The 26,476-nt window shown below is 70.1% G+C and carries 24 protein-coding genes and 2 pseudogenes; 13 read left to right on the forward strand and 13 right to left on the reverse strand.

The features are described 5' to 3' along the window. Positions 1-169 precede the first annotated feature (169 nt). A complete protein-coding gene (locus tag J2S57_RS06360) occupies positions 170-910 on the reverse strand; it encodes a TetR/AcrR family transcriptional regulator (RefSeq protein ID WP_307239376.1) in 741 nt (246 codons plus the stop codon). A gap of 133 nt (positions 911-1,043) precedes the next feature. Between J2S57_RS06360 and J2S57_RS06365 the strand changes: the two genes are divergently transcribed. Beyond that, on the forward strand, positions 1,044-2,528 hold the full coding sequence (locus J2S57_RS06365; protein ID WP_307239378.1) for an MFS transporter: 1,485 nt from the start codon (positions 1,044-1,046) through the stop codon (positions 2,526-2,528). 84 nt (positions 2,529-2,612) lie between these two features. Here J2S57_RS06365 and J2S57_RS06370 read toward each other — a convergent pair whose 3' ends face one another. Continuing rightward, a complete protein-coding gene (locus J2S57_RS06370) occupies positions 2,613-3,470 on the reverse strand; it encodes an alpha/beta fold hydrolase (protein ID WP_307239380.1) in 858 nt (285 codons plus the stop codon). A gap of 48 nt (positions 3,471-3,518) precedes the next feature. Between J2S57_RS06370 and J2S57_RS06375 the strand changes: the two genes are divergently transcribed. Continuing rightward, positions 3,519-4,103: a DinB family protein gene (locus J2S57_RS06375; RefSeq protein ID WP_307239382.1), complete on the forward strand. Its 585-nt coding sequence runs from the start codon at positions 3,519-3,521 to the stop codon at positions 4,101-4,103. A gap of 55 nt (positions 4,104-4,158) precedes the next feature. Here J2S57_RS06375 and J2S57_RS06380 read toward each other — a convergent pair whose 3' ends face one another. After that, complete coding sequence (locus J2S57_RS06380; protein WP_307239383.1) at positions 4,159-4,752, reverse strand: TetR/AcrR family transcriptional regulator; 594 nt, start codon at positions 4,750-4,752, stop codon at positions 4,159-4,161. Positions 4,753-4,882: 130 nt separating this feature from the next. On the opposite strand from J2S57_RS06380, the gene J2S57_RS06385 reads away from it, so the two are divergent. Both J2S57_RS06385 and J2S57_RS06390 read left to right on the forward strand, forming a co-directional pair. Continuing rightward, on the forward strand, positions 4,883-5,638 hold the full coding sequence (locus tag J2S57_RS06385) for an SDR family NAD(P)-dependent oxidoreductase (protein ID WP_307239386.1): 756 nt from the start codon (positions 4,883-4,885) through the stop codon (positions 5,636-5,638). A gap of 164 nt (positions 5,639-5,802) precedes the next feature. After that, positions 5,803-6,894, forward strand: a complete 1,092-nt coding sequence (locus J2S57_RS06390; RefSeq protein WP_307239388.1) for a glycoside hydrolase family protein — start codon at positions 5,803-5,805, stop codon at positions 6,892-6,894. 41 nt (positions 6,895-6,935) lie between these two features. On the opposite strand, the gene J2S57_RS06395 is transcribed toward J2S57_RS06390, so the two are convergent. Continuing rightward, positions 6,936-7,226, reverse strand: a complete 291-nt coding sequence (locus J2S57_RS06395) for a macro domain-containing protein (protein ID WP_307239390.1) — start codon at positions 7,224-7,226, stop codon at positions 6,936-6,938. Positions 7,227-7,273: 47 nt separating this feature from the next. Continuing rightward, positions 7,274-8,359: a redox-regulated ATPase YchF gene (gene ychF / locus J2S57_RS06400; protein WP_307239392.1), complete on the reverse strand. Its 1,086-nt coding sequence runs from the start codon at positions 8,357-8,359 to the stop codon at positions 7,274-7,276. Positions 8,360-9,286: 927 nt separating this feature from the next. Between ychF and J2S57_RS06405 the strand changes: the two genes are divergently transcribed. The 3 genes and pseudogenes from J2S57_RS06405 to J2S57_RS35300 form a co-directional block, all read left to right on the forward strand. Further along, on the forward strand, positions 9,287-10,609 hold the full coding sequence (locus J2S57_RS06405) for a DNA recombination protein RmuC (RefSeq protein ID WP_307239394.1): 1,323 nt from the start codon (positions 9,287-9,289) through the stop codon (positions 10,607-10,609). 196 nt (positions 10,610-10,805) lie between these two features. After that, a pseudogene (locus tag J2S57_RS35295) lies at positions 10,806-11,486 on the forward strand (type 1 glutamine amidotransferase domain-containing protein); the annotation flags it as partial. Positions 11,487-11,543: 57 nt separating this feature from the next. Next, positions 11,544-11,936: pseudogene (locus J2S57_RS35300) on the forward strand (nitroreductase family deazaflavin-dependent oxidoreductase); the annotation flags it as partial. A 95-nt stretch (positions 11,937-12,031) separates the two neighbouring features. Here the strand turns inward: J2S57_RS35300 and fdhA are convergent. Next, positions 12,032-13,249, reverse strand: a complete 1,218-nt coding sequence (fdhA, locus tag J2S57_RS06415) for a formaldehyde dehydrogenase, glutathione-independent (protein WP_307239398.1) — start codon at positions 13,247-13,249, stop codon at positions 12,032-12,034. 126 nt (positions 13,250-13,375) lie between these two features. Beyond that, on the reverse strand, positions 13,376-14,401 hold the full coding sequence (locus J2S57_RS06420; protein ID WP_307239400.1) for a 4-hydroxy-3-methylbut-2-enyl diphosphate reductase: 1,026 nt from the start codon (positions 14,399-14,401) through the stop codon (positions 13,376-13,378). Positions 14,402-14,445: 44 nt separating this feature from the next. Between J2S57_RS06420 and xseA the strand changes: the two genes are divergently transcribed. Both xseA and J2S57_RS06430 read left to right on the forward strand, forming a co-directional pair. Next, on the forward strand, positions 14,446-15,684 hold the full coding sequence (xseA, locus tag J2S57_RS06425) for an exodeoxyribonuclease VII large subunit (protein WP_307239401.1): 1,239 nt from the start codon (positions 14,446-14,448) through the stop codon (positions 15,682-15,684). Between the two features lie 40 nt (positions 15,685-15,724). After that, positions 15,725-15,976 (forward strand): exodeoxyribonuclease VII small subunit, encoded by a 252-nt coding sequence (locus J2S57_RS06430; RefSeq protein WP_307239403.1) that lies wholly within the window; start codon positions 15,725-15,727, stop codon positions 15,974-15,976. Here the strand turns inward: J2S57_RS06430 and J2S57_RS06435 are convergent. From J2S57_RS06435 to J2S57_RS06445, 3 genes are all read right to left on the reverse strand, one after another. Continuing rightward, positions 15,955-16,485, reverse strand: a complete 531-nt coding sequence (locus J2S57_RS06435) for a TetR/AcrR family transcriptional regulator (RefSeq protein ID WP_307239406.1) — start codon at positions 16,483-16,485, stop codon at positions 15,955-15,957. The two genes, J2S57_RS06430 and J2S57_RS06435, sit on opposite strands and share 22 nt — an antisense overlap. Positions 16,486-16,515: 30 nt before the next feature. Further along, positions 16,516-17,166, reverse strand: a complete 651-nt coding sequence (locus J2S57_RS06440; protein WP_307239408.1) for a lysophospholipid acyltransferase family protein — start codon at positions 17,164-17,166, stop codon at positions 16,516-16,518. A gap of 458 nt (positions 17,167-17,624) precedes the next feature. Further along, positions 17,625-18,287, reverse strand: a complete 663-nt coding sequence (locus J2S57_RS06445; RefSeq protein ID WP_307239410.1) for a DUF4245 domain-containing protein — start codon at positions 18,285-18,287, stop codon at positions 17,625-17,627. 115 nt (positions 18,288-18,402) lie between these two features. Here J2S57_RS06445 and J2S57_RS06450 point away from each other — a divergent pair, with 115 nt between their 5' ends. Further along, positions 18,403-19,323 (forward strand): carbohydrate kinase family protein, encoded by a 921-nt coding sequence (locus tag J2S57_RS06450; protein WP_307239412.1) that lies wholly within the window; start codon positions 18,403-18,405, stop codon positions 19,321-19,323. Here J2S57_RS06450 and J2S57_RS06455 read toward each other — a convergent pair. Together J2S57_RS06455 and J2S57_RS06460 are read right to left on the reverse strand one after the other, a co-directional pair. Next, positions 19,320-20,996 (reverse strand): fumarate hydratase, encoded by a 1,677-nt coding sequence (locus J2S57_RS06455; RefSeq protein WP_307239414.1) that lies wholly within the window; start codon positions 20,994-20,996, stop codon positions 19,320-19,322. The genes J2S57_RS06450 and J2S57_RS06455 overlap by 4 nt on opposite strands. 112 nt (positions 20,997-21,108) lie before the next feature. Continuing rightward, positions 21,109-22,107: a hypothetical protein gene (locus J2S57_RS06460; protein WP_307239415.1), complete on the reverse strand. Its 999-nt coding sequence runs from the start codon at positions 22,105-22,107 to the stop codon at positions 21,109-21,111. Between the two features lie 602 nt (positions 22,108-22,709). On the opposite strand from J2S57_RS06460, the gene J2S57_RS06465 reads away from it, so the two are divergent. From J2S57_RS06465 to J2S57_RS06475, 3 genes are all read left to right on the forward strand, one after another. After that, a complete protein-coding gene (locus J2S57_RS06465) occupies positions 22,710-23,366 on the forward strand; it encodes a carbonic anhydrase (RefSeq protein ID WP_307239417.1) in 657 nt (218 codons plus the stop codon). Between the two features lie 80 nt (positions 23,367-23,446). Further along, positions 23,447-23,659 carry a hypothetical protein gene (locus tag J2S57_RS06470; protein WP_307239419.1) on the forward strand — a complete coding sequence of 71 codons (213 nt, stop codon included), beginning with the start codon at positions 23,447-23,449 and terminating at the stop codon, positions 23,657-23,659. Between the two features lie 102 nt (positions 23,660-23,761). After that, the gene (locus J2S57_RS06475; RefSeq protein ID WP_307239421.1) at positions 23,762-25,153 is read left to right on the forward strand and encodes a class II fumarate hydratase; all 1,392 of its coding nucleotides are present in this window, start codon (positions 23,762-23,764) and stop codon (positions 25,151-25,153) included. A gap of 50 nt (positions 25,154-25,203) precedes the next feature. Here the strand turns inward: J2S57_RS06475 and J2S57_RS06480 are convergent, their stop codons facing one another. Then, complete coding sequence (locus J2S57_RS06480) at positions 25,204-26,436, reverse strand: aggregation-promoting factor C-terminal-like domain-containing protein (RefSeq protein WP_307239423.1); 1,233 nt, start codon at positions 26,434-26,436, stop codon at positions 25,204-25,206. Positions 26,437-26,476: the final 40 nt, after the last annotated feature.

The following is a 26,476-nucleotide window of genomic DNA, read 5'->3' on the forward strand; positions in this document are numbered from 1 at the left end:
CCGGCCGGAAAGACCCGGATGTGCGGGAGAGGCACCGGCCGCAGGATGCGCCGGGCGCCGGGGAAGGAGGCACTCCAGGCCGGGCAACCTGGCACCGCATCACATCACGACGCCCCCACTCCCGCCCAGAACGGCGGGCGCAGAAGCACATCCGCGCCCAGGCCCCGTCCTAGCGTTTGGCCGGGGCCGCCTGACGACCGGAAGCGGTGTGGGCGCAGCGCATGACCTCGAGGAACTCGTCGGCGTCGAGCTGGGCCTCGGGCAACTGGTCGCGGTCGGGGCAGGAGCGCAGCCCCTCGAGCACGATGTCGAGCGAGCGGCGCCACAGGTCGGGCTGCACGGCGCGGCACCCGTCCATCACCGGGCCGACCATGAGCGGGATCATGCCCAGGTCGTAGGAGGTGATGCCGGACCGGATGACGTTGGCCCGGTGCGCCCGGGCCACGATCTGGTCGATCACCGGGATGATGCGGGCCCGGCAGTCGGACATGCTGTCACTGGTCACGTTGTGCATCAGGAACTCTTTGAGCCCCCGGTTGCCGGCCTGCAGCTCGAGCGACCGGGTGACGAACCCGACGAGGGCCTTCCACGGGTCGGCGACCTCGAGCGAGGCCTGAGCGATGCACACGACCTGGTCGATCTCGTCGGCGAAGAGAGCCTCGAGCAGCGAGTCCTTGTCGGGGAAACGCCGGTAGACCGTGCCCACCGCGACATCGGCGGCCACGGCCAGCTGGTCGTGACTCACCGAAAGACCCTGCGCTGCAACGAGCGTGCGGGCAGCATCAAGGATCCGCTGCCGGTTGCGCTCCGCATCTTTCCGCAGCGGCCGGCAGTTCTGTGCACGGTCGGCGCCCACGAGGGCAAGTGTATCCGCCGTCGCCTCTTCGGGCGAGCTAAGTGGAGAGTTCATTTCTAAGTTGACACGCCTCTCCACTTACCGACTATTGTCTACCTCGTCCTCAAAGTTGAGGCACCTCTCCGCTTATTCCGAGCCCCTGCTCGCGGAGACCCAAAACTTCCCTTAGTCACGAACAGGACCCTTCATGGCGTCTGTACAGAGCGTCGACACCTCCGCCGAGGTCGACAACGCCCCCGATCCCCGCCGGTGGTGGGCCCTCGGGATCATTGCCATCGCCCAGCTGATGGTCGTGCTCGACGCGTCCATCGTGAACATCGCCCTGCCCTCGGCCCAGGCCGACCTCGGCATCAGCGACGCCAACCGCCAGTGGGTCGTCACCGCCTACACGCTGGCCTTCGGCGGTCTGCTGCTGCTCGGTGGGCGCATCGCCGACTACACCGGTCGCAAGCGCATCTTCCTGATCGGCCTGATCGGCTTCGCCCTCGCCTCGGCCCTGGGCGGCGCCGCCACCAACGACGTGATGCTCTTCGGCGCCCGCGCGCTGCAGGGTGTCTTCGCGGCTCTCCTGGCCCCGGCCGCCCTTTCGCTGCTGCAGGTGGGCTTCACCGACGCCAAGGAACGCGCCCGCGCGTTCGGTGTCTACGGTGCGATCTCCGGCGGTGGCGCGGCCATCGGCCTGATCCTCGGCGGCGTGCTCACCGAGTACGTGAGCTGGCGCTGGTGCCTCTTCGTCAACGTGCCGATCGCGATCCTCGCCGCGGTCGCCGCCGTCGGCGTGGTGCGTGAGAGCAAGGCCCACGGCGACACCCGTTACGACATCCCCGGCGCTGTCCTGGTCAGCGGTGGCCTGGCCGCCCTGGTCTACGGCTTCACCCAGGCCGCCGAGGCCACCGACGGCTGGACCGACACCAGCACGATCACCTGGCTCGTCGCCGCGGCCGTGCTGCTGATCGGCTTCGTGGTCTGGGAGACCCGCACGCACCACCCGCTCCTGCCGCTGCGCGTCGTGCTCGACCGCAACCGGGGTGCCGCGTACCTGTCCTCCCTGCTCATCGGGGCCGGCCTGTTCGCCATGTTCCTGTTCCTGGCCTACTACTTCCAGCAGAACCTGGGCTACAGCGCGGTCAAGTCCGGCTTCGCGTTCCTGCCCTTCAGCGCCGGCATCATCGTGTCCGCCACCGTGGCCAGCAGCCTGATGCCGAAGGTCAACCCACGGATCCTGCTCGTCGTCGGCGGTGTGCTGGCAACGGCCGGTCTGGCGCTGCTCACCCGCATCGAGCTCGACAGCAGCTGGCTCACGCTGATCCTGCCCGCCGAGGTCCTGATCAGCCTGGGCATGGGCCTGTTCTTCGTGGTCTCGGCCAGCCTGGCGCTGACCAAGGTCGAGGAGCACGACGCCGGTGTCGCCAGCGCCATGCTCAACACCAGCCAGCAGATCGGTGGCGCGCTCGGAACGGCGCTGCTGAACACGCTCTTCGCGAGCGCCGTCACCAACTGGATGGTCGACAACGCGGCCGGTGGCAACCCGGCCGAGGCCGCGATCCACGGGTACCACGTGGCCTTCTGGGTGGGCTCGGCGTTCATCGCCACCGCCACGGTCGCCGTGCTGCTCATGGTCAACGCCCGCAGCAAGGACCTCTCCGCCGGCGACATGGTCCACGTCGGCTGAGATCGGCCGACATCGGCCGAGTTCGATCGAGAGCTGAACAAACACCATTGAGGACGCGTGGGGGCCCGGTGCCCCCACGCGTCCTCAATCGTTGGTGGGCACCGAAGAAGTGAACTCCAGCACCGCCGCCGCCAGGGGCGCGTGCACCGCCGACGGCAGGGCGTGCCCCATCCCGGGAATGCTCACCAGCCGGGCGTTTCCGATCACCCGGGCGATGTGCTCGGCGTGCGGCGGCGGGTTGATCGGATCGGCCGGCGCCTCCAGCACGAGCGTGGGCACCGTCACCGCGGCCAGTTCGGCGCCGCGATCGAGACCGTCCTGGGACGCCCGGGCGTGAGCGGTCGACGAGCCGTCGTGACCGGTGTGCTCGATCACGACCTGCTCCTGACGCCGGAACTCGTCGTCGTCGAACGGGATCACCGGACCGTTGAGCAGACGCCAGTGCTCGACCCGAAAAGCCATCTCCTGCCGCGCGTCACGCTCGTCGCTGAGGTGTTCCCAGAGGTCGAGCAGCTGCGGCGACGGGCCCGGCATCCCCTCGACCTGCCAGGCGTCGAGCGCGGCGGTCGCGAGAACTGTTGCGCTGAAAAGTCTCTCCGGATGATCGAGCAGCAGCAGCTGCACCAGCGTGCCGCCCAGCGACATGCCCACGACGTGTGCCTTCGCGACCCCGAGCGCGTCCAGCACGGCCACCACGTCGGAGGCCAGATCGGTGAGGGCGTACGGATGCTCGTCGAAAGCCCAGGTGGAGCGGCCGGTGTCACGGTGGTCGAACCGGATCACCCGGTGCTCGGCGGCGAGGGCGTCGACCAGCCCGTCGGGCCAGGCCGCGCCGCTGGCGTTCGCGCCCATCACCAGCACGAGCGGTGTGCCCGAACCGCGTTCCTCGACCCACAATTCGTAGTCCGGCGTGACCGGGACCCGATGCTCACGTCGCTGCATGAGCGAGCACGCTAACAACCCGGTTCCGGAAGTGCCACGATGATTCCCATGACCCGGGACATGAAGAGCAAACTCCAGGAGTACCTCGACGAGACGCGTGACGCTCTGGTCTGGAAGCTCGAGGGGCTGAGCGAGTACGACCTGCGGCGTCCGGTCGTGCCCACCGGCACGAACCTGCTCGGCATCCTGAAGCACGTGGCCAGCGTGGAGGCCGGGTACCTGGGATCGGTGTTCGGGCGGCCGTTCGCCGACGAGCCGTTCCCCTGGCTCGAGGACGACGCCGAGCCCGACGGCGACTTCTACGCCACGGCCGACGAGACGCCGGAGCAGTTCTTCGACCTCTACCGCCGGGTGCGCGCGCACTCCGACGCCACGATCGCGGCGCTCCCCCTCGACGCGACCGGCACGGTTTCCTGGTGGCAGGCCGGACACAACACGGTCACGCTCGAGCAGATCATCGTGCACATGATCTACGAGACCGGCCGGCACGCGGGCCACGCCGACATCGTGCGGGAACTGATCGACGGCGCGGTCGGGCGCCTGCCGGGCAAGACCAACCTGCCCGACGTCACCGACGCCGAGCGGACGACGCGACGCGACAAGCTCGAGGAGCTCGCCCGCCGCTTCGCGTGAGACCGGTCCACCCGCTCGAGGTGAGACCGGCTCGTCCCCCGTCGGCATGCACTTCTCAGCCCTGGGGCGCCCCGTTCAGGGGCCACCACTGCGGGACCATCTCGCGGTAGATCCGCATGAAGTCGTCGATGCCGAGTTCGGGGCGTTCCAGCCAGCCGGCGATCGCCCCGACCGTGCCGTCGGCGACCATGCGGGCCGCGATGTCGGCCGCCACCTCGTCGGGGATGCCGTCGACCGGCACCTCGACGCGCTTGCGGGCCAGCTCCAGCAGCAGCCGCCCCGACTCCAGGAAGTGCGCCCCGAGCATCGAGCGCAGACCCACCTCCGAGGTGTAGGCGAGGTCGCGCCGGTAGATCGGGATGTTGCGCTCGATGTGCCGCATCACCCCCATCGTGACCTGGTTGACCACGTCGGCCAGGTCCCGGGTGGTGTCGGCGATCATCTCCTCCCGTAGCTGGTCGAGGTCCGCCAGCAGGGCCTGACGCAGCAGGTCGTCGGGTGACGAGGCGTGTTCGTAGAAGGTCGACCGGTGCACGCCGGCCTCCCTGGCCAGCTCGGACACGCTGACCTGCGTGACCGGCCGCTCCTCGGCCAGCCGGAGCACGGCCTGATGCAACCGCTCACGGCTACGGCGTTGCCGTGCGTCCATTCGTGAACCCTCCCGGAATACGTATCCGACAGTCGTCGGTTATCTTGATGTCAACAGAACAGATTGCAAGGGGCGGACGGACTCCCCACCACGGGTCGTCCGCCCTGAGCCACTCAGGACGGAGAACATCATGGCCACGTACGACGTAGCAGGCCGCTCGGCGATCGTCACCGGTGCCGGTTCGGGCATCGGGCGGGCCGTCGCCCACCTGCTGGGCGCCAACGGTGCCAGTGTCATCGTGTCCGACATCAGCGCCGAGAGCGCGGACGTCGTGGTCAAGGAGATCATCTCCGCCGGTGGCGCCGCCCAGGCCGTGGTCGGCGACGTCAGTGACATCGCCGTGCACAAGGCGCTGGTCGAGGCCGCGAACGCGCTGGCCCCGCTGAAGATCGCGGTCAACAACGCCGGTATCGGTGGCCCGGCCGCCCCGATCGCCGAGTACGACGTCGAGAAGTGGAAGAAGGTCGTCGAGGTCAACCTCAACGCCGTCTTCTACGGTGTGCACGAGCAGATCCCGGCGATGATCGCGAACGGCGGCGGCTCTGTGATCAACATGGCGTCGGTGCTGGCCTCGGTCGGTATCGCCAACAGCTCGGCCTACGTCACCACCAAGCACGCGCTGCTCGGCCTGACCAAGAACGCCGCCCTCGAGCACTCGGCCCAGGGTGTGCGCGTGAACGCGGTCGGCCCCGGTTTCATCCACACCCCGCTGGTCGACGCCACGCTCGACGCCGACGCCCAGTCGTTCCTGGCCGGCCAGCACGCCCTGAACCGTCTCGGCACGCCGGAGGAGGTCGCGGCGCTCGTCGCCTTCCTGGCGTCCGACGCGGCGAGCTTCATCACGGGCAGCTACCACCTGGTGGACGGCGGGTACTCGGCGCACTGATCACATACTGCCCGACCCGCAGCACGACCGGGGAGTCTCCGGCCCTTTGAGGCGCCGGACGTTCCCCGGTCGAGTTCCGGTTTCAAGGAGATGGAACGGGTTTGACGAGCTGTTAGGTCTTTTGGCTCATCGGGCTTAGGACGAGCGCTCCTAGGCTCACGGACGTGACTCGCCGCCATCAGCGCCTCGTCGGAATCATCGCCGCCATCACCCTGGTCGTCGCCGGACTCGGCTACCTGGGTCTGCGGTCGCGGTCGTCGAACGCGAATGCCGCCTCGGCCGCCCTGGTCTCCACCGACGTTCCGGTGACCTCGCCCAGCACGGCGACCACCACGTCCACCATCAGCCCCTCGAACAGCCGGGCGCTGAAAGAGAAGGCGGCCGAGGCCCGGCGGCAGGCGAAGGCACTGAAGGCCCGCATCGCGAAGGCCCGTGAAGCGGCGAGGCCGACGGCGAGCCCCACCCCGAAACCCGGCTCGGGTTCCGGATCTTCGACGACGCCTCCCGCTGCCCCGGCGACCTCGTCGGCGAAGAAGGGCGCGGCGCTGTGGAACCAGGACGGCATCACCGCGTCGCTGAAGGATTCCGGCGTGAGCTGGTTCTACAACTGGGCACCCGACCCGCAGGGCGTTCAGGCGCCGGCCGGTGTCGAGTTCGTGCCGATGATCTGGGGTGCCGACTCGGTGACGGCGGCCAACCTCGCCACGGTGAAGAAGAACGGTGACACGCTGCTCGGTTTCAACGAGCCCGACCTGGGTGAGCAGTCGAACATGTCGGTCGAGAAGGCGCTGGAACTGTGGCCGCAGCTCGAGAAGACCGGCATGCGACTGGGCAGCCCGGCAGTGGCCTGGGGCGCCGACGCCGACGGCGAGTGGCTCGACCGGTTCATGGACGGGGCCGGGTCTTCCGTCGACTTCATCACGCTGCACTGGTACGGCTCGGACTTCAACAGCACCAACGCCACGGCGCAGCTCAAGTCGTACATCGAGGCGACGCACAAGAAGTACGGCAAGCCGATCTGGCTGACGGAGTACTCGCTGATGAACTTCGCGGCGGGGGCGCAGAAGTTCCCGAGTGCGGCGAACCAGGCCGAGTTCGTGGAGAAGTCGACGAAGATGCTCGAGAGCCTCGACTACGTCGAGCACTACTCCTGGTTCGCCTTCCCGACCTCGAAGAACGGGCAGGACGAGACCGGCCTGTACCGCCCGGGCGGTACACTGACGGCGCCGGGCAAGGCGTACCGCTCAGCCGGCTGAGCGCTCCCGCTGTGCACGCGGCCCGATCGCGCCACACAGCGTCAGCTCAGCGCACGTACCCAGAACCTCCGGGTCTTGACATCGAAAGCGTAGAGCAGGCAACGGTTCACCGAGGTCTCGGCGGCGCGCAGGGCCTGGACGCTGATCCGGCAGGCCTCCAGCAACGGGTAGCCGTAGGCGCCCGTCGAGAGGGCGGGGAAGGCCACGCTCGTCGCACCCACCTCCTCGCACCGACGCAGACTCGAGGCGTAGGCGGCGGCGAGCAGCTCGTCCGCCGGCTCGTCGACCCCGAACCGCGGCCCGACGGCGTGCACCACGTGCTTGACCCGCACCAGACAGACAGTTCCCGGACGGCGCCTGCCGTTTTCCGGCAGTGGCGCTACACGTTGAAGCGGAACTCGACCACGTCGCCGTCCTGCATGACGTAGTCCTTGCCCTCCATGCGCACCTTGCCCTTGGACTTCGCCTCGGCCATCGAGCCGGCGTCCATCAGGTCGTCGAAGCCCACGATCTCGGCCTTGATGAACCCGCGCTGGAAGTCGGTGTGGATGACACCGGCGGCCTGCGGGGCGGTCCAGCCCTGGTGGATCGTCCAGGCGCGGGACTCCTTCGGGCCGGCCGTCAGGTAGGTCTGCAGGCCCAGCGTGTGGAAGCCGACCTTGGCCAGCTGGTCCATGCCGGACTCCTCCTGGCCGACGCTGGAGAGGAGCTCGGCGGCCTCTTCCTCCTCGAGCTCGATCAGCTCGGACTCCAGCTTGGCGTTGAGGAAGATCGCGTCGGCCGGGGCCACCAGCTCGCGCATCCTCGCGTGCAGCTTCTCGTCGGACAGGCCGTCTTCGTCGACGTTGAACACGTAGATGAAGGGCTTGCTCGTCATCAGGCTGAGCTCGCGCAGGTGCTCCATCTCAATGCCGGCCTTCGCGGCGCCCTGGGCCAGCGTGGTGCCGGCCTCGAGCAGTTTCTGCGCGGCCACGGCGGCGTCGAGCACGGCCTTGTCGGCCTTCTTGCCCTTGACCTCCTTCTCGAGGCGGGGGACAGCCTTCTCGAGCGTCTGCAGGTCGGCCAGCATCAGCTCGGTGTGGATGACCTCGATGTCGTCGGCGGGGTCGACCCGGCCCGCGACGTGGATGACGTCGTCGTCGACGAACGCCCGCACCACCTGGCAGATCGCGTCAGCCTCGCGGATGTTGGCCAGGAACTTGTTGCCCAGCCCCTCACCCTCGCTGGCGCCCTTCACGATGCCCGCGATGTCGACGAACGACACCGTGGCCGGCACCAGCCGCTCGCTGCCGAACACCCCGGCCAGCTTGCCGAGCCGCTCGTCGGGAAGCGGGACGACACCGACGTTGGGCTCGATCGTGGCGAACGGGTAGTTCGCCGCGAGAACCTCCGCCTTGGTGAGCGCGTTGAAGAGCGTCGACTTGCCGACGTTCGGGAGACCGACGATGCCGATGGTGAGTGCCACGGGGCAAGGTTACTGGCCACAGCTCCCGGTCCCGAATTGCGGACGTGCCGGTCGCCTCCCCCACCCGCCCCGCCGCCCGCCTCTGGCACCAATGAGTGACGCGCGACGCACCGATCGCACACGACCACCAGTCAGTCCGCGGGTCCCGGAAACCACCGCTCCCCGCCCCTCTGATTCCCACCTCACCCCGGCCGCTCCGCTCACCCCGGCCGCTCCGCTCACCCCGCCGCTCCGCTCGCCCCGGCCGCTCCACCTTCCCCAGACCACCCACCCCACCGCAGCCATGCCGTCCAGCTTCGATCCCACGTCCCCAGACGACTCCCCCGGCGGGGCTCCTGCCACCCCGCCTCACCACCCCGCCTCACCACCCCGCCTCACCACCCCGCCTCACCACCCCGCCTCACCACCCCGCCTCACCACCCCGCCTCACCACCCCGCCTCACCACCCCGCCTCACCACCCCGCCTCACCACCCCGCCTCACCACCCCGCCTCACCACCCCGCCTCACCACCCCGCCTCACCACCCCGCCTCACCACCCCGCCTCACCACCCCGCCTCACCACCCCGCCTCACCACCCCGCCTCACCACCCCGCCTCACCACCCCGCCTCACCACCCCGCCTCACCACCCCGCCTCACCACCCCGCCTGATGCCGTCCACCCTCAAATCACGCGTCCCTCAGCAACACGTCGCCCGAGGTGCCCCCACCTCTTCAACTGCCGCAGTGCCCGACCTATCTCCACATCTACGAGCTCCGCGATTCGCACGCCGATGTTTTCGATTATCGTTAATCGAAAACATCACGATCCCGCCCGACTACGAAGAAGACGACCGTCGGCGCGGCCCGCCGAAATGTCACCCGTCCCGGGGACGACACCCCCGGGACCTGGTCCGAAATTGTCGGTGGCGCCTGGCATCGTGGCCCTCATGACAACCGCGGTGGGATTCCTGCTCGGCCTGGTCCTGGGCCTGGCACTGGCGGCGTTCGGCGCGCGGGCGGTCTTCGCGCCCCTGATGCGCTCCCGGCAGGCCTCCCTCGAGGCCGAGCGCGACCTGCTGCGCGAGCGCATCACCGACCTCGAGGCCGCGGCCGGGCAGGATCACGAGCTGGTCGCCACGCTGTCCCCGTTGGCCGCGACGTTGCAGCGGGTCGAGAAACAGGTGGCCACGCTCGAGCGCGACCGGGTGGAGCAGTTCTCCCGTCTCGACGAGCACCTGACCGCGGTGCACGCCTCCGGCGAGTCGCTGCGCGCGCAGACGGCCGCCCTGGCCGGGGCGCTGCGCTCCCCCACATCTCGCGGTGCCTGGGGCGAGGTGCAGCTGCGCCGGGTGGTCGAGCACGCCGGCATGCTGCCGCGCGTCGACTTCGTCACCCAGGCCTCCGGCACCACGCCCGACGGCAACGGCGTCCGGCCCGACCTTCTGGTCAACCTGCCCGGCGGCAAGTACGTCGTGGTTGATGCCAAAGCCCCGCTGGCCGCATTCCTCGAGGCCAGCGAGAAGGGTGAGGCCGCTCTGAGCGCCGCGGCGGGAGCGCACGCCAAGGCCCTACGGGCACACGTCGACGCCCTGGCCGCGAAGGAGTACTGGACCGCGTTCCAGCCGACCCCGCAGCTGGTGGTCTGTTTCGTGCCGGGCGAGGCGTTCCTGGCGGCCGCCTGCACCGCCGACCCGAGTCTGCTCGAGCACGCGATGGCCCGCCGCGTGGTGCTGGCCACGCCCACCACGTTGCTGGCCCTGCTCCGCACGGTGGCCCTGACCTGGCAGTCCGAGGCGGTCAGCGGCAACGCCCGGCACCTGCTCGAGATCGGCACCGAGCTCTACCGCCGCCTGTCCGGTCTCGGGGAGCACGCCGGCAAACTCGGCCGCGACCTGCACCGCGTCGTCGAGGACTACAACGCCCTGGTCGGCACCCTCGAGCGCCGGGTCTTCGTCACCGCCCGCAAGATGCAGGAACTCGACCTCGTCGACCACGACCTCACGGCGCTGACCCCGCTCGAGTCCAGTCCCCGCCCGCTCACCGCCGACGAGCTCATCGTCGGCGCCGCCCGGCTGCCTGACGAGTCGGACAATCGTTCGGCCGGAAGAGATCTCCGCCCCGGGAGAGCCGACCCCCGGCACCGGCCAGACCCCGCCGCCGAGCAGCTCGAGCCCGACGCCCTCACCCCAGGCGCGCCCGATGCTAACTCCCTCGGCACCGACGCTCTCGCCGCCAGCACTTTTGATCCGGATCGCTGGGCACCTCGCTGACCGACTAGCCGGCCGTACTGCTCCGGCCAGGGCGGGCAGTGCGGACTGCGGCGGCGGCCGGGGAGCTGCGCTGGTAGACCGGTAGGCAGGGCGTCACGCAGTCAGGGCGTCGCGGATGTGCCGATCCTGAACATGGCATCCGGGTCGGTAGCCGGTACGAATTGATCATCACTCCCCTGAGCGAAGGACGACACCCGTGGCCAAGATCCTCATGGTGCTCAGCGCGGCCGACAGCCTGACGTTGGCCGACGGCACCTCCCACCCCACCGGTTACTGGGCCGAGGAGGTCGTGCGGTCGCACCAGGTCCTGACCGAGGCCGGCATCGCGGTCGAGATCGCGACGCCCGGCGGCCGCGCCCCGGTGCCGGATGCGGGCAGCCTGCCCGAGGGTGACGAGAACACGCCCCTCTTCCGCGCCTACCTCGACTCGATCGACGAGGAGCTCGAGCACCCGAAGAAGCTGTCCGAGGTCTCCGGTCCGGACTACGACGGCGTCTACGTACCGGGCGGCCACGCCCCGATGACCGACCTGATCGACGATCCCGACCTGCGCCGTCTCCTCACCCGCGCGGTGGCGAAAGACCAGGTCGTGGCCACCCTCTGCCACGGCGCCGCGGCCCTTCTCAGCGCCACCACCACCGACGGCGGCTTCGCCTTCGCCGACCGCCGGATCACCGCCTTCACCGACGAGGAGGAGAACACCGGCGGCCTGGGCGAGCGCAACCCGTGGTTCCTCGAGACCCGCCTCAAAGAGCTGGGCGCCGCCCTGGAGACCGGTGCGGCCTGGAGCGACACGGTCGTGGTGGACGGCAAGCTGATCACCGGCCAGAACCCGCAGTCCAGCCTCAGCACCGCCAAGGCCGTGGTCGAGGCCCTGAAGGAGATCCCCAACGGCACCGCCCGCGACCTGCACGGCGCCGCGCACATCCGGCGCTACCGCGAGACGAAGGGCGCCGACGGGCACGACTGGCGCTACGGCACGACGATCCTGCTGCTCGACAGCATCGGCAACAAGTCCGGCGAACAGCGCACCCACGCCCTGATCTACCGGCCCTGGAACGGGGCCTACCTGGTCGTCGCGTCGAAGGGCGGCGCCGACGCCCCGCCCGCCTGGTCACTCAACCTGAAGGCGACCCCGGACACGCAGATCCAGGTGAAAGACCAGATCGTGCCGGTGCGCGCCCGGGTGGCCACGCCCGACGAGAAACCCGCCATGTGGGCCGAGATGACCGACGCCTGGCCGGATTACGACGACTACCAGGCCCGCACCGATCGTGAGATCCCGATCGTGGTCCTGGAGCCGACCGGCGCGGCCCGACCCGCCTGAGCCGACCAGAAACCCAAGCCGATGGTGGACGCGGTGGTACCGCAACGTCCATAAGCCGGGGTGGCCGCCCCCACGGAGACGGCCACCCCGGGAGCTCAGGCCTGAACCATGCCGTGCGGATCGATCACGTACTTCTTCGGCGCGCCCTTGTCGAAGTCGGCGTATCCCTGTGGGGCCTCGTCGAGCGAGATCACCTCGGCATTGACCGCTTTCGCGATCTGCACCTTGTCATGGAGGATCGCCCGCATGAGCCCGTAGTTGTACTTCATCACCGGGCACTGACCGGTCACGAACGACAGCGACTTGGCCCAGCCGGTGCCCAGCGAGAGCGACAGCGACCCGACCTTGGCGGCCTCGTCGACACCACCCGGGTCACCCGTGACGTAGAGCCCCGGAATGCCCAGCGCCCCACCGGCGGCGGTGATCTCCATCAGCGAGTTCAGCACGGTTGCCGGGGCTTCTGCCCCCGAGCCGTCGCCGTGACCACGGGCCTCGAAGCCCACGGCGTCCACCCCCGCGTCCACCTCCGGCACCCCGAGGATCTGCTCGATCTGGTCTTTCGGGTCGCCCTGCGACACGTCGACCGTCTCGCACCCGAAACTCTTGGCCTGCGCGAGCCTCTCGGCGTTCAGGTCACCCACGATGACCACGGCCGCTCCGAGCAGCTGGGCCCCCACGGCCGCGGCCAGCCCGACCGGCCCGGCCCCCGCGATATACACCGTGGAGCCCGGTTTCACGCCGGCGGAGACCGCCCCGTGGTAACCCGTCGGGAAGATGTCGGAGAGCATCGTGAGATCGGTGAGCTTGGCCAGCGCCTGGTCCTTGTCGGGGAACTTCAGCAGGTTGAAGTCGGCGTACGGCACCATCACGTACTCGGCCTGACCGCCGACCCAACCGCCCATGTCGACGTACCCGTAGGCCGCCCCCGGACGGGCCGGGTTCACCGTCAGGCAGATCCCGGTCTTGCCCTCCTTGCAGTTGCGGCAGCGTCCGCAGGCGATGTTGAACGGCGTCGAGACCAGGTCACCGACCTTGAGGAACTCCACGTCGGGCCCGACCTCGGCCACCTCGCCGAGGATCTCGTGACCGAGCACCAGGTTCGGCGGGGCGGTGGTGCGGCCGCGCACCATGTGCTGGTCGCTGCCGCAGATGTTCGTCGTGGCGACCTTGAGAATGACGCCGTGGTTGCATTTTCGGCCGACGTTGTCGGGATGCACACCCGGGCCGTCCTGCAGTTCCAGCTTGGGGTAGGCGATGTCCTGGACCTCGACCTCGCCGGGCCCGATGTACGCAACGCCTCGGTTGCCTGCCATCTGCGATCAACCTCTTCGTCGAACGACAGCGTGTGGACGTCCCCATCACAACACGCCTCTTGCGAAGAGGCCAGAAAACACGAACCGCCCTGTCCGATCGGACAGGGCGGTTGTGGGTTCTCGAGCTCAGCCCTTCTCATCGGCGGCGGCAGCCTTCTCGGCCGCCTTCGCCTTCATGTCCCGTCGGATCTCCCGCGGCAGCGAGAACAGCAGGTCTTCCTGCGCCGTGACGACCTCTTCGGTCTTGCCGAAACCGCGCTCGGCGAGCCAGGTCAGCACGTCCTGCACGAGGATCTCGGGCACCGACGCCCCCGAGGTGACGCCGACCGTGGTCACGCCCTCGAGCCAGGCCTCGTCGATCTCGGCGGCGAAGTCGACGCGGTACGAGGCCTGTGCGCCGTACTCCAGCGCGACCTCGACCAGCCGCACCGAGTTGGAGGAGTTCTGCGAGCCGACGACGATGACCAGGTCGGCCTCGGGCGCGATCTTCTTCACCGCGACCTGACGGTTCTGCGTGGCGTAGCAGATGTCGTCGCTCGGCGGGTTCTGCAGGTTGGGGAACTTCTCCTTGAGGCGCCGCACCGTCTCCATGGTCTCGTCGACCGAGAGCGTGGTCTGCGACAGCCACACGACCTTGTCCGGGTCGCGCACCTCGATGCCCTCGACGTCGTCGGGGCTGTTGACGATCTGGATGTGCTCGGGCGCCTCGCCGGCGGTGCCCTCGACCTCTTCGTGACCGGTGTGACCGATCAGCAGGATGTCGTAGTCACCGTTCGCGAAGCGCACGGCCTCCTTGTGCACCTTGGTGACGAGGGGGCAGGTCGCGTCGATGGTCTTCAGCTGGCGGCGGTCGGCGGCGTCACGCACGGCCGGGGACACGCCGTGCGCGGAGAAGACGACGATCGCACCCTCGGGCACGGCGTCGGTCTCGTCGACGAAGACGGCGCCCTTGTCCTGCAGCGAGGACACGACGTGCCGGTTGTGCACGATCTCCTTGCGCACGTAGACCGGGGCACCGTGCACCTCGAGCGCCTTCTCGACCGCCAGCACGGCACGGTCGACACCGGCGCAGTAGCCACGCGGAGAGGCCAGGAGCACTCTCTTCGTGGCAGCGTTCGTGGGGGCCGTGGAGGCAATGCTCGATGCGGTCACGCGTCCATGGTAAGTGGCTCCCGCAGCTCCGCTAACGTGACCTGATGAGCAGTACGCCCCGGAAGATCCCGGCCACGGCGGGTGACACGACCGCCGATCAGCCCTGGCCGGTGCGGCTGCTGTCGTCGAAGCTCACCGACTATGTGGCCAGGTCACCTGCGGTCTGGGTGGAGGGGCAGGTGGTGCAGCTCACGCGCAGACCCGGACAGACCACCTGCTACCTGACCCTACGTGACCCGGATGTCGACCTCTCGTTCAACGTCTCGACCCATGTCCGGGTGCTCGACGCCCTGTCGGCCCCGCTGTCGGACGGTTCCCGGGTCGTCATGCACGTCCGCGCCCAGCTCTTTCCCCGCCGGGGTTCGCTGAGCCTGTTCGCCGACCAGATCCGCCCGGTCGGCGTCGGGGAACTGCTCGCCCAGCTCGAGCACCTGCGCCGTCTGCTCACGGCCGAGGGGCTCTTCTCCGCCGACCGCAAGCGCCCGCTGCCATTCCTGCCGCGCACGGTCGGGCTGATCTGTGGCCGGGCGTCGGCCGCGGAGCGCGACGTGGTCGAGAACGCCCGCCGCCGCTGGCCGGCCGTGACGTTCGAGATCAAGGCCGTCGCGGTGCAGGGTCCCCAGGCGGTGCAGGACGTGGTGGGCGCGTTGCGGACACTGGACGCACAGGAGGACGTGGACGTCATCGTCGTCGCCCGGGGTGGCGGGTCGGTGGAGGACCTGCTCCCGTTCAGCAACGAGGCGCTGCTGCGGGTGGTGTCGGCCTGCCGGACGCCGATCGTCAGCGCGATCGGGCACGAGGTCGACAAGCCGCTGCTCGACCTGGTGGCCGACTTCGCGGCCTCGACCCCGACGGACGCCGGCAAGCGGATCGTGCCGGACGTCGAGGCGGAGATCGAGGGCATCCGGCAGACCCGGCGGCGTGCTCGCCAGGCCCTGGCCTCCCGGCTCGAGCGCGAGGTGGCGACGATCGCCGCGCTGCGCTCCCGCCCGGTGATGGCCGATCCGCACCGGCTGCTGACCGAGCAGGCGCTCGTGGTGCAGGCGCAGCGCGAACGGGCGGCGCGGGCTCTGGCCAACCGGCTCTCGCACGGCCGCCAAGACGTCGATCACCTGCGGCAGCGGGTGCGGGCGCTGTCGCCGGTCGCGACGATGGCCCGGGGCTACGCGGTCGTGCAGCGGGAGGACGGGCAGGTCGTGCGCTCCCCCGACGAGGTGACCGCCGGGGACGCGGTGCGGGTGCGGGTGCACGAGGGCGAGTTCACGGCCGAGGTCAGCCCCTGAGGCGACCGGGAGCCCGGGCACGAAGGCTTAGGCTCCTTCCGTGACCCCGCCGCGCGTGAAGAAGACCGAGGAACCCGACGAACTGGCGGAGCTCTCCTACGAGCAGGCTCGCGACGAACTGGTCGCCGTGGTGCGCCGCCTGGAGAGCGGGGCGGAGACGCTCGAGGAGTCACTCGCGCTGTGGGAACGCGGTGAGGCCCTGGCCCGGCGCTGCGAGACCTGGCTGGCGGGGGCGCAGGCGAAGCTGGACGCGCGGCACCCCGAGACCGCTCAGGACGAGGACGAGGCCTGACCCAGCCGGTCGGTGACGGCCCGGGTCACCAGGTCGTCGATGCGCCCGGCCTGACCCGCCGGCTCCAGCGTCCGATCGGCCGCGAAGGTCGCGATGCCGTGCACGTGCGTCCAGATCAACAGCGCGTCTTCCTCTCCGGCCACCTCACTCACCCGCCCGAGCAGGGGCAGCCACACTTCACGCAGTGAGTGCCCGCTGTCGGCGAGAAGGTCGTGCCGGAAGATCAGGCGGAACATCTCCGGCCGGCTCCGCGCGAACGTGACGTACTCCCGCGCCGCCCCGAGCACCCCACCCCGCATCAGCGCCTGCTCGAGCCCTCGCGTCAGGTCACTGGCCCCGGATTTTGCGATGGCCCCCAGCAACTGCTGGTGCGTGGGAAAGTAGCGACGCGGCGCTCCGTGCGAAACCCCCGCCTGCCGGGCGATCTCACGAAGCCCGAGCCGACCGGGCCCCTCCCTCTCGAGCAGGTCCACCCCGACCGCGACCAGCCGTTGCTCCAGACCGGCCACCCGCCGCCACCGCCCGTTCCACGAAAACCGTCACCGTGCGGCCCTCTTGGCGACCGACGCGTACACGTCAACGTACTCCTGCCCACCACGCTCCGCCAGGACACCCATCAAGTCGTCGGTGAGTTGCCTTACCAGTTCACGATTGTCGCCCTGCCCGTGAAATTCGGCGAGATCCAGCGGCGCACAGAACTCGACCCGCACCCTCCCCGGCCGCCAGATCGTGGTGCCCGGCGGATTGACCCGGTCGGTGCCCCGCAACACCACCGGCACCACGGGCGCCCCGGTTTCGAGCGCCACCCGGATCGCCCCGGTGCGACCACGGTGCAGACGCCCGTCCGGCGAGCGCGTCCCCTCCGGGAAAATCCCCCAGACCCCGCCATCGTCAATAATTTTCAGGGCCTGCCCGAGTGACGAGGCCGCCTTCGCCGGGTTGCCACGTTCCACCGGGATCTGCCCGGCCGCGGTGAAGAACCAGCGCCGCAACCGCCCACCGGTGAAGTATTCCGACTTGGCCAGAAACGTGACGCGCCGCCGCGTGGCCAGAATCAGGAACAGCGAGTCGGAGAACGACAGATGATTGCCCGCCAGGATTACCGCCCCCTGCCGCGGCAGATGCTGACGCCCCGTCACCACCGGCCGCCCGAACAGCCAGACCAGCGGCGACAGCAGCATTCTCAGCATTCCGAACAACATGGCGCCTCCCGATCACGGCTACGTAGACAGTGTCTACTCGAGTGCGCGGTCAAAGCAAATAGCGGACGCGGCGGTCCAGTGAGCGGATCAGCCCCACCTTCGGCCGGGCCGGGGGAGCAGGAGGTGAGGGAGTCCTTGCCGAAATCGGCCGGACGATGGCCAAGGAGAGGGCGGGCAGACCTTACGGATCGACCGCCGGTTTCGAGGACGGATCCCCCTGCCCGTCGCCCCGGTCGGCCGGCCGGGTCGCCCGTTCACCAGGTTGTTAGGGCAGCGGGCCGACCGAGCAGGCCCCGCGAACCACGACGAGCGGACCGTACGAGGAGACGGGCCGGCCGCGAACACCGGCGAGCGGCAGGTGCGGCCGCGGCGCGTCCGGTCGAGCAGAAGAGGCCTACGGCAGGGTCGAGCAGAAGAGGCCCACGGCAGGGTCGAGCAGAAGAGGCCTACGGCAGGACGGCGGCCACGGCCGTGGCGAACTCGTTCATCTGGGCCTCGGTGGCGGTGCCCGTGACCACAGTGGTGATGCCGTCGTCGGCACGGTTGACGAAGCTGATCGTGCCGCGGTCGTTGCGGCTGCGCACGACCCACTCGACGCCGCCGATGGTCTCGGTGCCGGCTTCCTGGCCGTCGGTGACCTGGCGCGACTCCCAGGCCCGGGTCACGTCCTTGGCCTGCTGGATCCCGGCGTAGGTCCCGCCCGGCGTGGTGTAGGTCAGCGACCAGGTGGCGATGTCGTTGGTGGTGCCCGTCTCCAGGCCGGCCGAGCGGGCGGTCCAGCCCGCGGGCAGGTCGGGCTGCGAGGGGGCGAAGCCCACCGACGGGCCGGCACCGAGCGCGGCCGAGCTGACGTTCACGTCGTGCGTGGGCAGCCCGTTCGGTCGCGGCACCAGGAGCAGCAGCAGGAGCACGATGCCGACGATCACGGCCATCGAGATGAGCATGTCGCGGGGGCGGGTGCTCATCGACTTGCGCCGGTGCTCAGCGCTGCGGGCCGCCGCCGAGCCGACGACCTGCGCCTCGGACGCGGGGGACGCCGAGGAGCTCCCGGCGGACGGGGCGGTCTCCGACGCGGCGGCGGGGCTGTCGGTGCTGGGCGTCTCGGTCACCTCCCTATGGTCGCGCCCCGAGTGCCCGAACGTGTAACCGGGTGGGCGGGGACACGCCCGCGCCCCGGGGACCCCTACCCTTGAGCCCCCGGTACGTGATCGCGAGGAGGCGGCGTTGGACGAGGTCCTGGTCATCGGTGAAGCCCTGGTCGACATCGTGCATGCCCCAGGACGAGCCCCCGTCGAGCACCCCGGGGGCAGCCCCGCCAACGTGGCGCTTGGTCTGGCCCGTCTCGGGGTCGGCACCCAACTGCTCACCCGGATCGGCGACGACGCCCGCGGCCGCTCGATCCTCGAGCACCTGCGCTCCTCCGGCGTCAGCCTGGCCGAGGGCTCGGTCACGGCCGACGCCACGTCCACGGCCACCGCGCGGCTCGATGCCGAAGGCGTGGCGAACTACGACTTCGCGCTTCGGTGGGCCCTTCCCGACATCGTTGTCAGCCCGGGGGTGCGAGCACTCCACACCGGCTCGATCGCGGCCACCCTGGCTCCCGGCGGCGACGACGTGCTGCGGCTGGTCGAGCAGAACGCGGGACGCGTGGTGATCACCTACGACCCGAACGCGCGGCCCGCGCTGATGGGGTCACGCACGGACGCGCTGGAACGTATCGAGCGGATCGTCCGGTCGGCCGACGTGGTCAAGGTGAGCGACGAGGACCTGGAGTGGCTCGCCCCCGGCGCGGACCCGCTGCAGATCTGCGAGGCCTGGCGGGCCGGCGGCCCGTCCCTGGTGGTGCTGACCCGCGGCGGCGAGGGCGCGGTCGGTGTCACGGCCACCGGGGTGGTCGAGGTCGCCGCCCCGAAGATCTCGGTGACGGACACCGTCGGCGCCGGGGACTCACTGATGAGCGGGCTGCTGCACGGCCTCGACCGGGCCGGCCTCCTCGACCCGGCCACCATCAAACAGGTGGCCGAGAAACCCGCCGCGGACCTCGTCCCCCTGCTGACCCACGCCGTGAAGATCGCCGCCTACACGTGCACCCGGGCCGGCGCCCAGCCCCCCACGCTGGAGGAACTGGACGCCTGGCAGCCCTAGAGACCGGCCCGGCGCTGGATCGTCATCGCCATCGGCTTGGTGACCTCGGCGAAGAAGTCGTTGCCCTTGTCGTCGACCACGATGAAGGCCGGGAAGTCCTCGACCTCGATCTTCCAGACCGCCTCCATCCCCAGCTCGGCGTACTCCAGCACCTCGACCTTGCGGATGCAGTCCTGCGCCAGCCGGGCGGCCGGGCCCCCGATCGAGCCCAGGTAGAAACCGCCGTGGGTGTTGCAGGCATCGGTCACGGCCTTCGACCGGTTGCCCTTGGCCAGCATCACCATCGACCCGCCGGCCGCCTGGAACTGCTCGACGTAACTGTCCATGCGGCCGGCCGTGGTCGGCCCGAACGAACCGGACGCGTAGCCCTCGGGGGTCTTGGCCGGCCCGGCGTAGTAGACCGCGTGATCACGCAGGTACGAGGGCATCTCCTCCCCCGCGTCCAGACGCTCCTTGATCTTGGCGTGCGCGATGTCGCGCGCCACGACCAACGGGCCCGACAAAGAGAGCCGCGTCTTCACCGGATAGCGGGACAGCTCGGCCCGGATCTCGGCCATCGGCCGGTTCAGGTCCACCCGCACCACATCGTCGTTCAGGTGCTCGTCGGTCGTCTCCGGCAGGTACTGCGCCGGCTCGGTCTCGAGCTGCTCCAGCCAGATGCCCTCGGCCGTGATCTTGCCCAGCACCTGACGGTCGGCGCTGCACGACACCGCGATCGCCACCGGGCAGGACGCGCCGTGCCGGGGCAGACGCACCACCCGCACGTCGTGGCAGAAGTACTTGCCGCCGAACTGCGCGCCGATCCCGAACTGCCGGGTCAGCTCGAGCACCTGGAGCTCCAGGTCGAGGTCACGGAACGCGTGCCCGGTCGCCGACCCCGACGTGGGCAGGTTGTCGAGGTACTTGGCGCTGGCGTACTTGGCCGTCTTCAGCGCGAACTCGGCGCTGGTACCGCCCACCACGACGGCCAGGTGGTAGGGCGGGCAGGCGGCCGTGCCCAGCGAGCGCAGCTTCTCGTCGAGGAACTTCATCATCCCGGCCGGGTTGAGCACGGCCTTGGTCTCCTGGAACAGGAACGACTTGTTCGCGCTGCCGCCGCCCTTGGCCATGAAGAGGAACTTGTAGGCGGCCTCGTGCCCGGGCGTCGTGTCGGCGTACAGCTCGATCTGCGCGGGCAGGTTCGTGCCGGTGTTCTTCTCGTCCCACATCGTCAGCGGGGCCATCTGCGAGTAACGCAGGTTGAGCCGGTCGTACGCGCTGTGGATCCCCCGGCTCAACGCCTCCTCGTCGGAGACGGCCCCGGGAGCGGTGAGCACCTGCGTCCCCCGTTTGCCCATCACGATCGCGGTGCCGGTGTCCTGGCACATCGGCAGGATGCCGCCCGCCGAGACGTTGGCGTTGCGCAGCAGGTCGAGGGCGACGAACCGGTCGTTCGGGCTGGCCTCGGGATCGTCGAGGATGCGGGCCAGCTGGGCCAGGTGCGCCGGGCGCAGGTAGTGCGCGATGTCGTGCATGGCGGTGTCGGCGAGCAGCGCGAGCGCGTCGGGCGACACCTCGAGGAACTGCCGGCCGGCGGCCTCGAGGGTGCGGATCCCCTCCGTGCTCAGCAGCCGGTAGGGGGTCTGCGTGTCCGGCGCCGTGGGAAGCAGATCGGAGTATGCGAACTCAGCCATGACCAGATACTAAGCAACCTGACCGGACAGGTTGTGAGTGTGTGGGACGCCGGACCTCTCCGGCCGTCGTCCGCACCACCCGACATCTCCCCCGTCGTGCGGTGAACCGTGATCAGACCGGCGCGGCGACCACCGTGATCACGCGGTCGATCTCCTCGATGATGGCCCGCGTCGGTGCCCCGGAGGACGCGATGCGGCGAATCTCGAGCAGCTTGTTCAGCGTGGCCCGGTCGGCCTGCGCCAGCACCTCTTCGGCCCGCTTCTCGGCCAGCTCCCGCTCGGCCTGCTCCCGGTTCACCGCGCCGCCGTTGAACAGCGTCTCCAGCGCGGCCATCACCCGGGTCAGCATGCTGTGCACCGCATCTGCCGCGAAACCGCCCAGCAGTGCGATCGCCGGCCGGGCCAGACCCGACAGCGCGTCACCGCCGCCACCCAGCGGGATCAGCTCGGCGATCACCAGTCCGGCCGCCATCCCGAGCAGGATGCGCTGCAGGAAGGTGTGGTCGAACTCCGGGTCGTAGCTGCCCCGGGCCACCTCGCGCCCGGCCCGGTACAGGGCCGTCAGCCCGGCTCCGAGCGCGGCCGCGGTGAGCAGGAAGATCTCGCGCAGCAGCAGGCTGCCGAACGCCGGGTCGCTGTTGCCCAGGCCGGTGCCCGCGCTCGCCTCCCGCGCCGCCGGCACGGCCGCCAGCAGCACGAAGGCCACCAGGAAGCCGAGGGTCGTGGCCATCAGCCAGCGCACCAGCGGAACCGTGCTGCCGGCGGGCGAGATCCCGGCGAACAGAAAGGCTTTCACGCCCTTCTTCCCCGGGGCCACCGCGGGCGCCCCACCCTGACGCGGGATGCGCCCGGTCAGCCGGGAGGGCTTGAGACCCTCGCGGTACCCGTGCAGCAGCTCCAGCGTGGCCGGGCGGGCCGGCGCCACGATGCGGCTCAGTTCCCGGTGGGCGCGGACCAGGGCCTCCGTGGCCATCATCCGGTCGGCGTCGCTGGGCGCGGCGTTCCATCCGTCGGCGTTCAGGTCGACCACGGTCGTGCGGTCGCGAACGGCCTCGAACATCCACGCCTGCGGCGCCGGGGTGAGTCCCAGGTCGAGAACGTGGGCGAGCATCACCTCGACCTGCCTACGCAGGCGTTCGACTTCCTGTCCCTTGCCGCCCTCAATACTTCCGAGGGCGGTGAGTGTTGTCTCCGGAACCACCACGTTCCCCTTTCACAGGCTCCTAAGGTGACTGAACGTAAGGGATCGGTAGCGGATTGTTTCGCATCTTTGGGATGGCAGAGGGAAAGTAGGGTGTTCGGTCCAGACCTGTCTCCCCCTGGTCAGCCCCTCCACAAAGGTCCCAGCTCGTCCCATGCGCACCACCCGTCGCTTCTTGCCCCGCACGTAACCCGTTGCCAGTGCGGGAAAGTCGGCACGACGGCGTGTCGCGGCATTTATGCCACCAACACGGGGGACAAGCCGAGCGTGTCGCAATCCGGCGTGTCGGCGTGTCGCGCACCGAACCGGCACTCTCGGGGCGTTTCCGTTCCGACGGCCGGGGAGCGGTCAGGGAGCAGCCGGGGAGCAGCCGGGGAGCAGCCGGGGAGCAGACCTGGCGCCCTCCGTGACCGGCGTGATAGCTCACCGTGGAGAAATGCTGGCCCGGAGCAAGAGAGAATGGCCTCTGCGGTCCGGCAGCATCCGGACTCCAGGAAAGGGTGCCCACTGACATGAGTACGACCGACGAGATGCCCGACGCCGCGGGCAGCCTGGCCGAACTGATGGCCGGCAACCGCCGCTTCGTGCTGGACGACGCCGCCCATCCCAACCAGGACGTCCACCGCCGCTCCACCCTCACCGGTGGCCAGCGTCCGTTCGCCCTGATCTTCGGGTGCGCCGACTCCCGGGTGGCCGCCGAGATCATCTTCGACCAGGGCCTGGGCGACCTCTTCGTGGTGCGCACCGCCGGTCACGCGGTCGACAACGCGGTGCTCGGCTCGATCGAGTTCGGCGTCGAGGTGCTCGGCATCCCCCTCGTGGTCGTGCTCGGTCACGACAGCTGCGGCGCCGTGAAGGCCACGATGGAGGCGCACGACAGCGGCCAGATGCCCTCGGGCTACCTGCGCACGGTGGTCGAGATGCTCAGCTCCAGCGTGATCAACGCCCGCCGTCACGGTCACGGCGAGATCAACGAGATCGTCGCCGAGCACTCGGTGCAGGTGGCACAGGAACTGCCCGAGCGTTCCAGCGTGATCGGGCGCCGGGTGGCCGAGGGCAAGCTGGCCATCGTGGCCCTCGAGTACGCACTCTCCGACGGCGCCGTGCAGGTGCTGAGCAGCACGATCCCCACCCCCGACGCCCCGGCACCGGATCCGCAGGTCGCCTGAACGCCCGGTTGGTCACTCAGAGCCAGCTCGATAGCTTTGAGTGACCATTTCGGCGATCCCTTCGGGTGGGGGCGGGTTTCATGGGCTTACGGACGCGTCGGCGCCCCTTGGAAGGAGAGGCCCGGCTCCCGGGGGACGCGGGGTTTCCCGAGGACGCCGGTCACGAGGCCGTCGGCCAGGCCCTCCTGATCGCCGCGGTCAGCGCGGGTGCCCTGACCGCCGTGGCCCTGGGCCTTTCGGTGGTCGACAACCTGCAGTCGTTCATCAGCCGCCTGTCCACCTACCTCACGTAGCCCGCGAGGGCCGGCACCGCGCGTCCGCCGCTGATCGTCAGCAGAGGTCACGCTGCCCACCCCGGGTGGCCGCCCCCCGGGCCCCGGCGCGAGGATCAGGGCATGGCCAATGAAGACATGCGCATCGAGCACGACACGATGGGCGAGGTCCGGGTACCCGCCAGCGCCCTGTGGGGAGCCCAGACCCAGCGCGCCGTGGACAATTTCCCGATCAGCGGGGTGCGGATCGACCCTCTGGTGATCTCCGCCCTGGCCCGGATCAAGGCGTCCGCCGCGCGGGTGAACGCCCAGCTCGGGGTCGTGCCCGACGAGATCGCCGAGGCGGTGGCCAAGGCCGCCACCCGGATCGCCGAGGGTGAGCACGCCGACCAGTTCCCCATCGACGTGTTCCAGACCGGCTCCGGCACCTCGACCAACATGAACGTCAACGAGGTCGTGGCGAACCTGGCCGGGCAGGCCCTCGGCACCAAGGTGCACCCGAACGACCACGTCAACGCCTCGCAGTCGTCGAACGACACGGTTCCCACCGCCGTGCACGTGGCCGCGGCCGACGCCGTCGTCAACGGGCTGCTGCCCTCGCTCGACGTCCTGGCCAAGAGCTTCGAGAACCTCGCGGGCCGCACCGCCCACGTGGTCAAGGCCGGCCGCACCCACCTGATGGACGCCACTCCCGTCACCCTGGGCCAGGAGTTCGGCGGTCACGCGGCGCAGGTGCGGCGGGCGATCGAGCGCATCATCGACACCCTCCCCCGCGTCGTCGAGGTCCCGCTGGGCGGCACCGCGACCGGCACCGGCATCAACACCCCGCCCGGCTTCGCGGCCGGGGTGATCGCGGATCTGGCCGTCAGCACCGGACTTCCGATTACCGAGGCCCGGGACCACTTCGAGGCCCACGGTTCCCGCGACGCCCTGGTCGAACTGTCCGGCGCCCTGCGGGTTCTCGCGGTGAGCCTGACCAAGATCTGCAACGACCTGCGCTGGATGTCATCGGGCCCGAACGCCGGTCTGGGCGAGATCCACCTGCCCGACCTGCAGCCCGGTTCCTCGATCATGCCGGGCAAGGTGAACCCGGTGATCCCCGAGGCGGTGCTGCAGATCTGCGCCCAGGTGGTGGGGCACGACGCGACGCTGGCCTGGGCCGGTGCCAGCGGGAACTTCGAGCTCAACGTGATGGTGCCGGTGATCTCCCGGTCGCTGCTGGAGCAGATCAAGCTCCTGACCCGGGGCTCACTGCTGCTGGCCGAGCGGGTCGTCGACGGGATCGAGCCCGACGAGCGACGGGCCCGGGAGCTGGCCGAGTCGTCCCCGTCGATCGTCACCCCGCTGGCCCGGCCGCTCGGTTACGAGGCCGCCGCGAAGATCGCGAAACACGCCGTGGCGGAACGCATCACGATCAAGGCCGCCGCCATCGCGCTGGGCGTGGTGGAGCGCGGCGAACTGACCGAGGAGGAGCTGGACCGGCTGCTCGACGTCAGCACCATGACGCATCCCTGACAACGAAAAGGCGCTCCCCGTGCGGGGAGCGCCTTTTCGACGAGCAGAGATCAGTACCAGCCGACCGACTGGCTGTGGCTCCAGGCCCCGCAGGGGGTGCCGTAGCGGTCGGCGATGTAGTCGAGTCCCCAGCGGATCTGCGTGACCGGGTTGGTCTGCCAGTCGGAACCGGCGCTGGCCATCTTCGAGCCGGGCAGCGACTGCGGAATGCCGTACGCACCGGACGAGGGGTTGGTGGCCTGGTAGTTCCAGCCGCTCTCCTTGGTCCAGAGCGAGTCCAGGCAGGAGAACTGCGACGACGACCAGCCCCGGTCGGCGAGCATGAGCTGCGCGACCGACTTGGGGTTGGTCTGCGCGTTGCGCATGGCCTTCTCGCGACGCTCGGCCGCGGCCTTGATCCGGTCGGCGGCCGCCTTGGCCTGCTTGTACTGGGAAAGCGCGGCCTTCGCCTTGGCCGGGGAGGCCGACTTCAGCGACTGCTTGGCCTCGGTGGCCTCCTCGGCCGCCTTCTCGGCGGCCGCGGCCGCGGCGGCGACCTCGGCCTTCTCCTCGTCCTGGGCCTGCTGCTCGGCGGCGGTGAGCTCGAAGGCGGCGGACGCGCTGGCGCCCTCACCGATCGGCGACGCGTTGCCGGCGAGCTGGGTGACCGCGACGCCCTCGGCGCCGACGACGAGTGCCATCACCAGCAGGCGGGCCGCGGTGGACTTGCCACCACCGAAGAGGCGCCGCTTGGAGGTCTCGGCGGGAGACGGGGTGGCCGTGCGCAGATCGGCGGAGTCGCCGGTGAGGTCGAGACCCCACTCGGCCGGGTCGACGCCGGCACCCGCGGGGGCCTGGAGCTCGATCGGCGCGGTGGGCGGGGAGGTCGCCAGGCCCCCAGCCGCGACCTTGCGCGCAGGAGCCGGGATCGCGATCGGGACCAGAGGAGGACGACGGTCGGGCTGGCGGAACGCGTCCTGCGAGATCGGCGTCGGCACCGGCATGTCGATGCCGGCCGGACGCCACGGGTCGGTCTGCGGGATCGGGAGGACGGCCGGGGTGGGCGCTACCGCAACCGGGTACCGCGCCTGGAGCGACGAGCGCCGGGCGGCCTCCGAGCTGCGCAGGGCACTCGCCGGGGCCGCGGGACGCTGCTGGCGACCGGCCGGGGCGCCGGTCGGGCGGCTACCGCCCGAGGGCCGGCTGGTCGCTCCCCGGCGGGCGGCGGCGCGGGCCTCGGCCCGGCGCAGCTCCGAACGCTTGGGAAAGCTCTTCGTGTCGCCTCGGACCGGACTGGTGGGCACCCCTCCCGTGCTCAACCACAAGTCCGCGAGGTCTTCGTCG

Origin of the sequence: Kineosporia succinea (assembly GCF_030811555.1) — a bacterium.
Taxonomy (GTDB): Bacteria; Actinomycetota; Actinomycetes; order Actinomycetales; family Kineosporiaceae; genus Kineosporia; species Kineosporia succinea.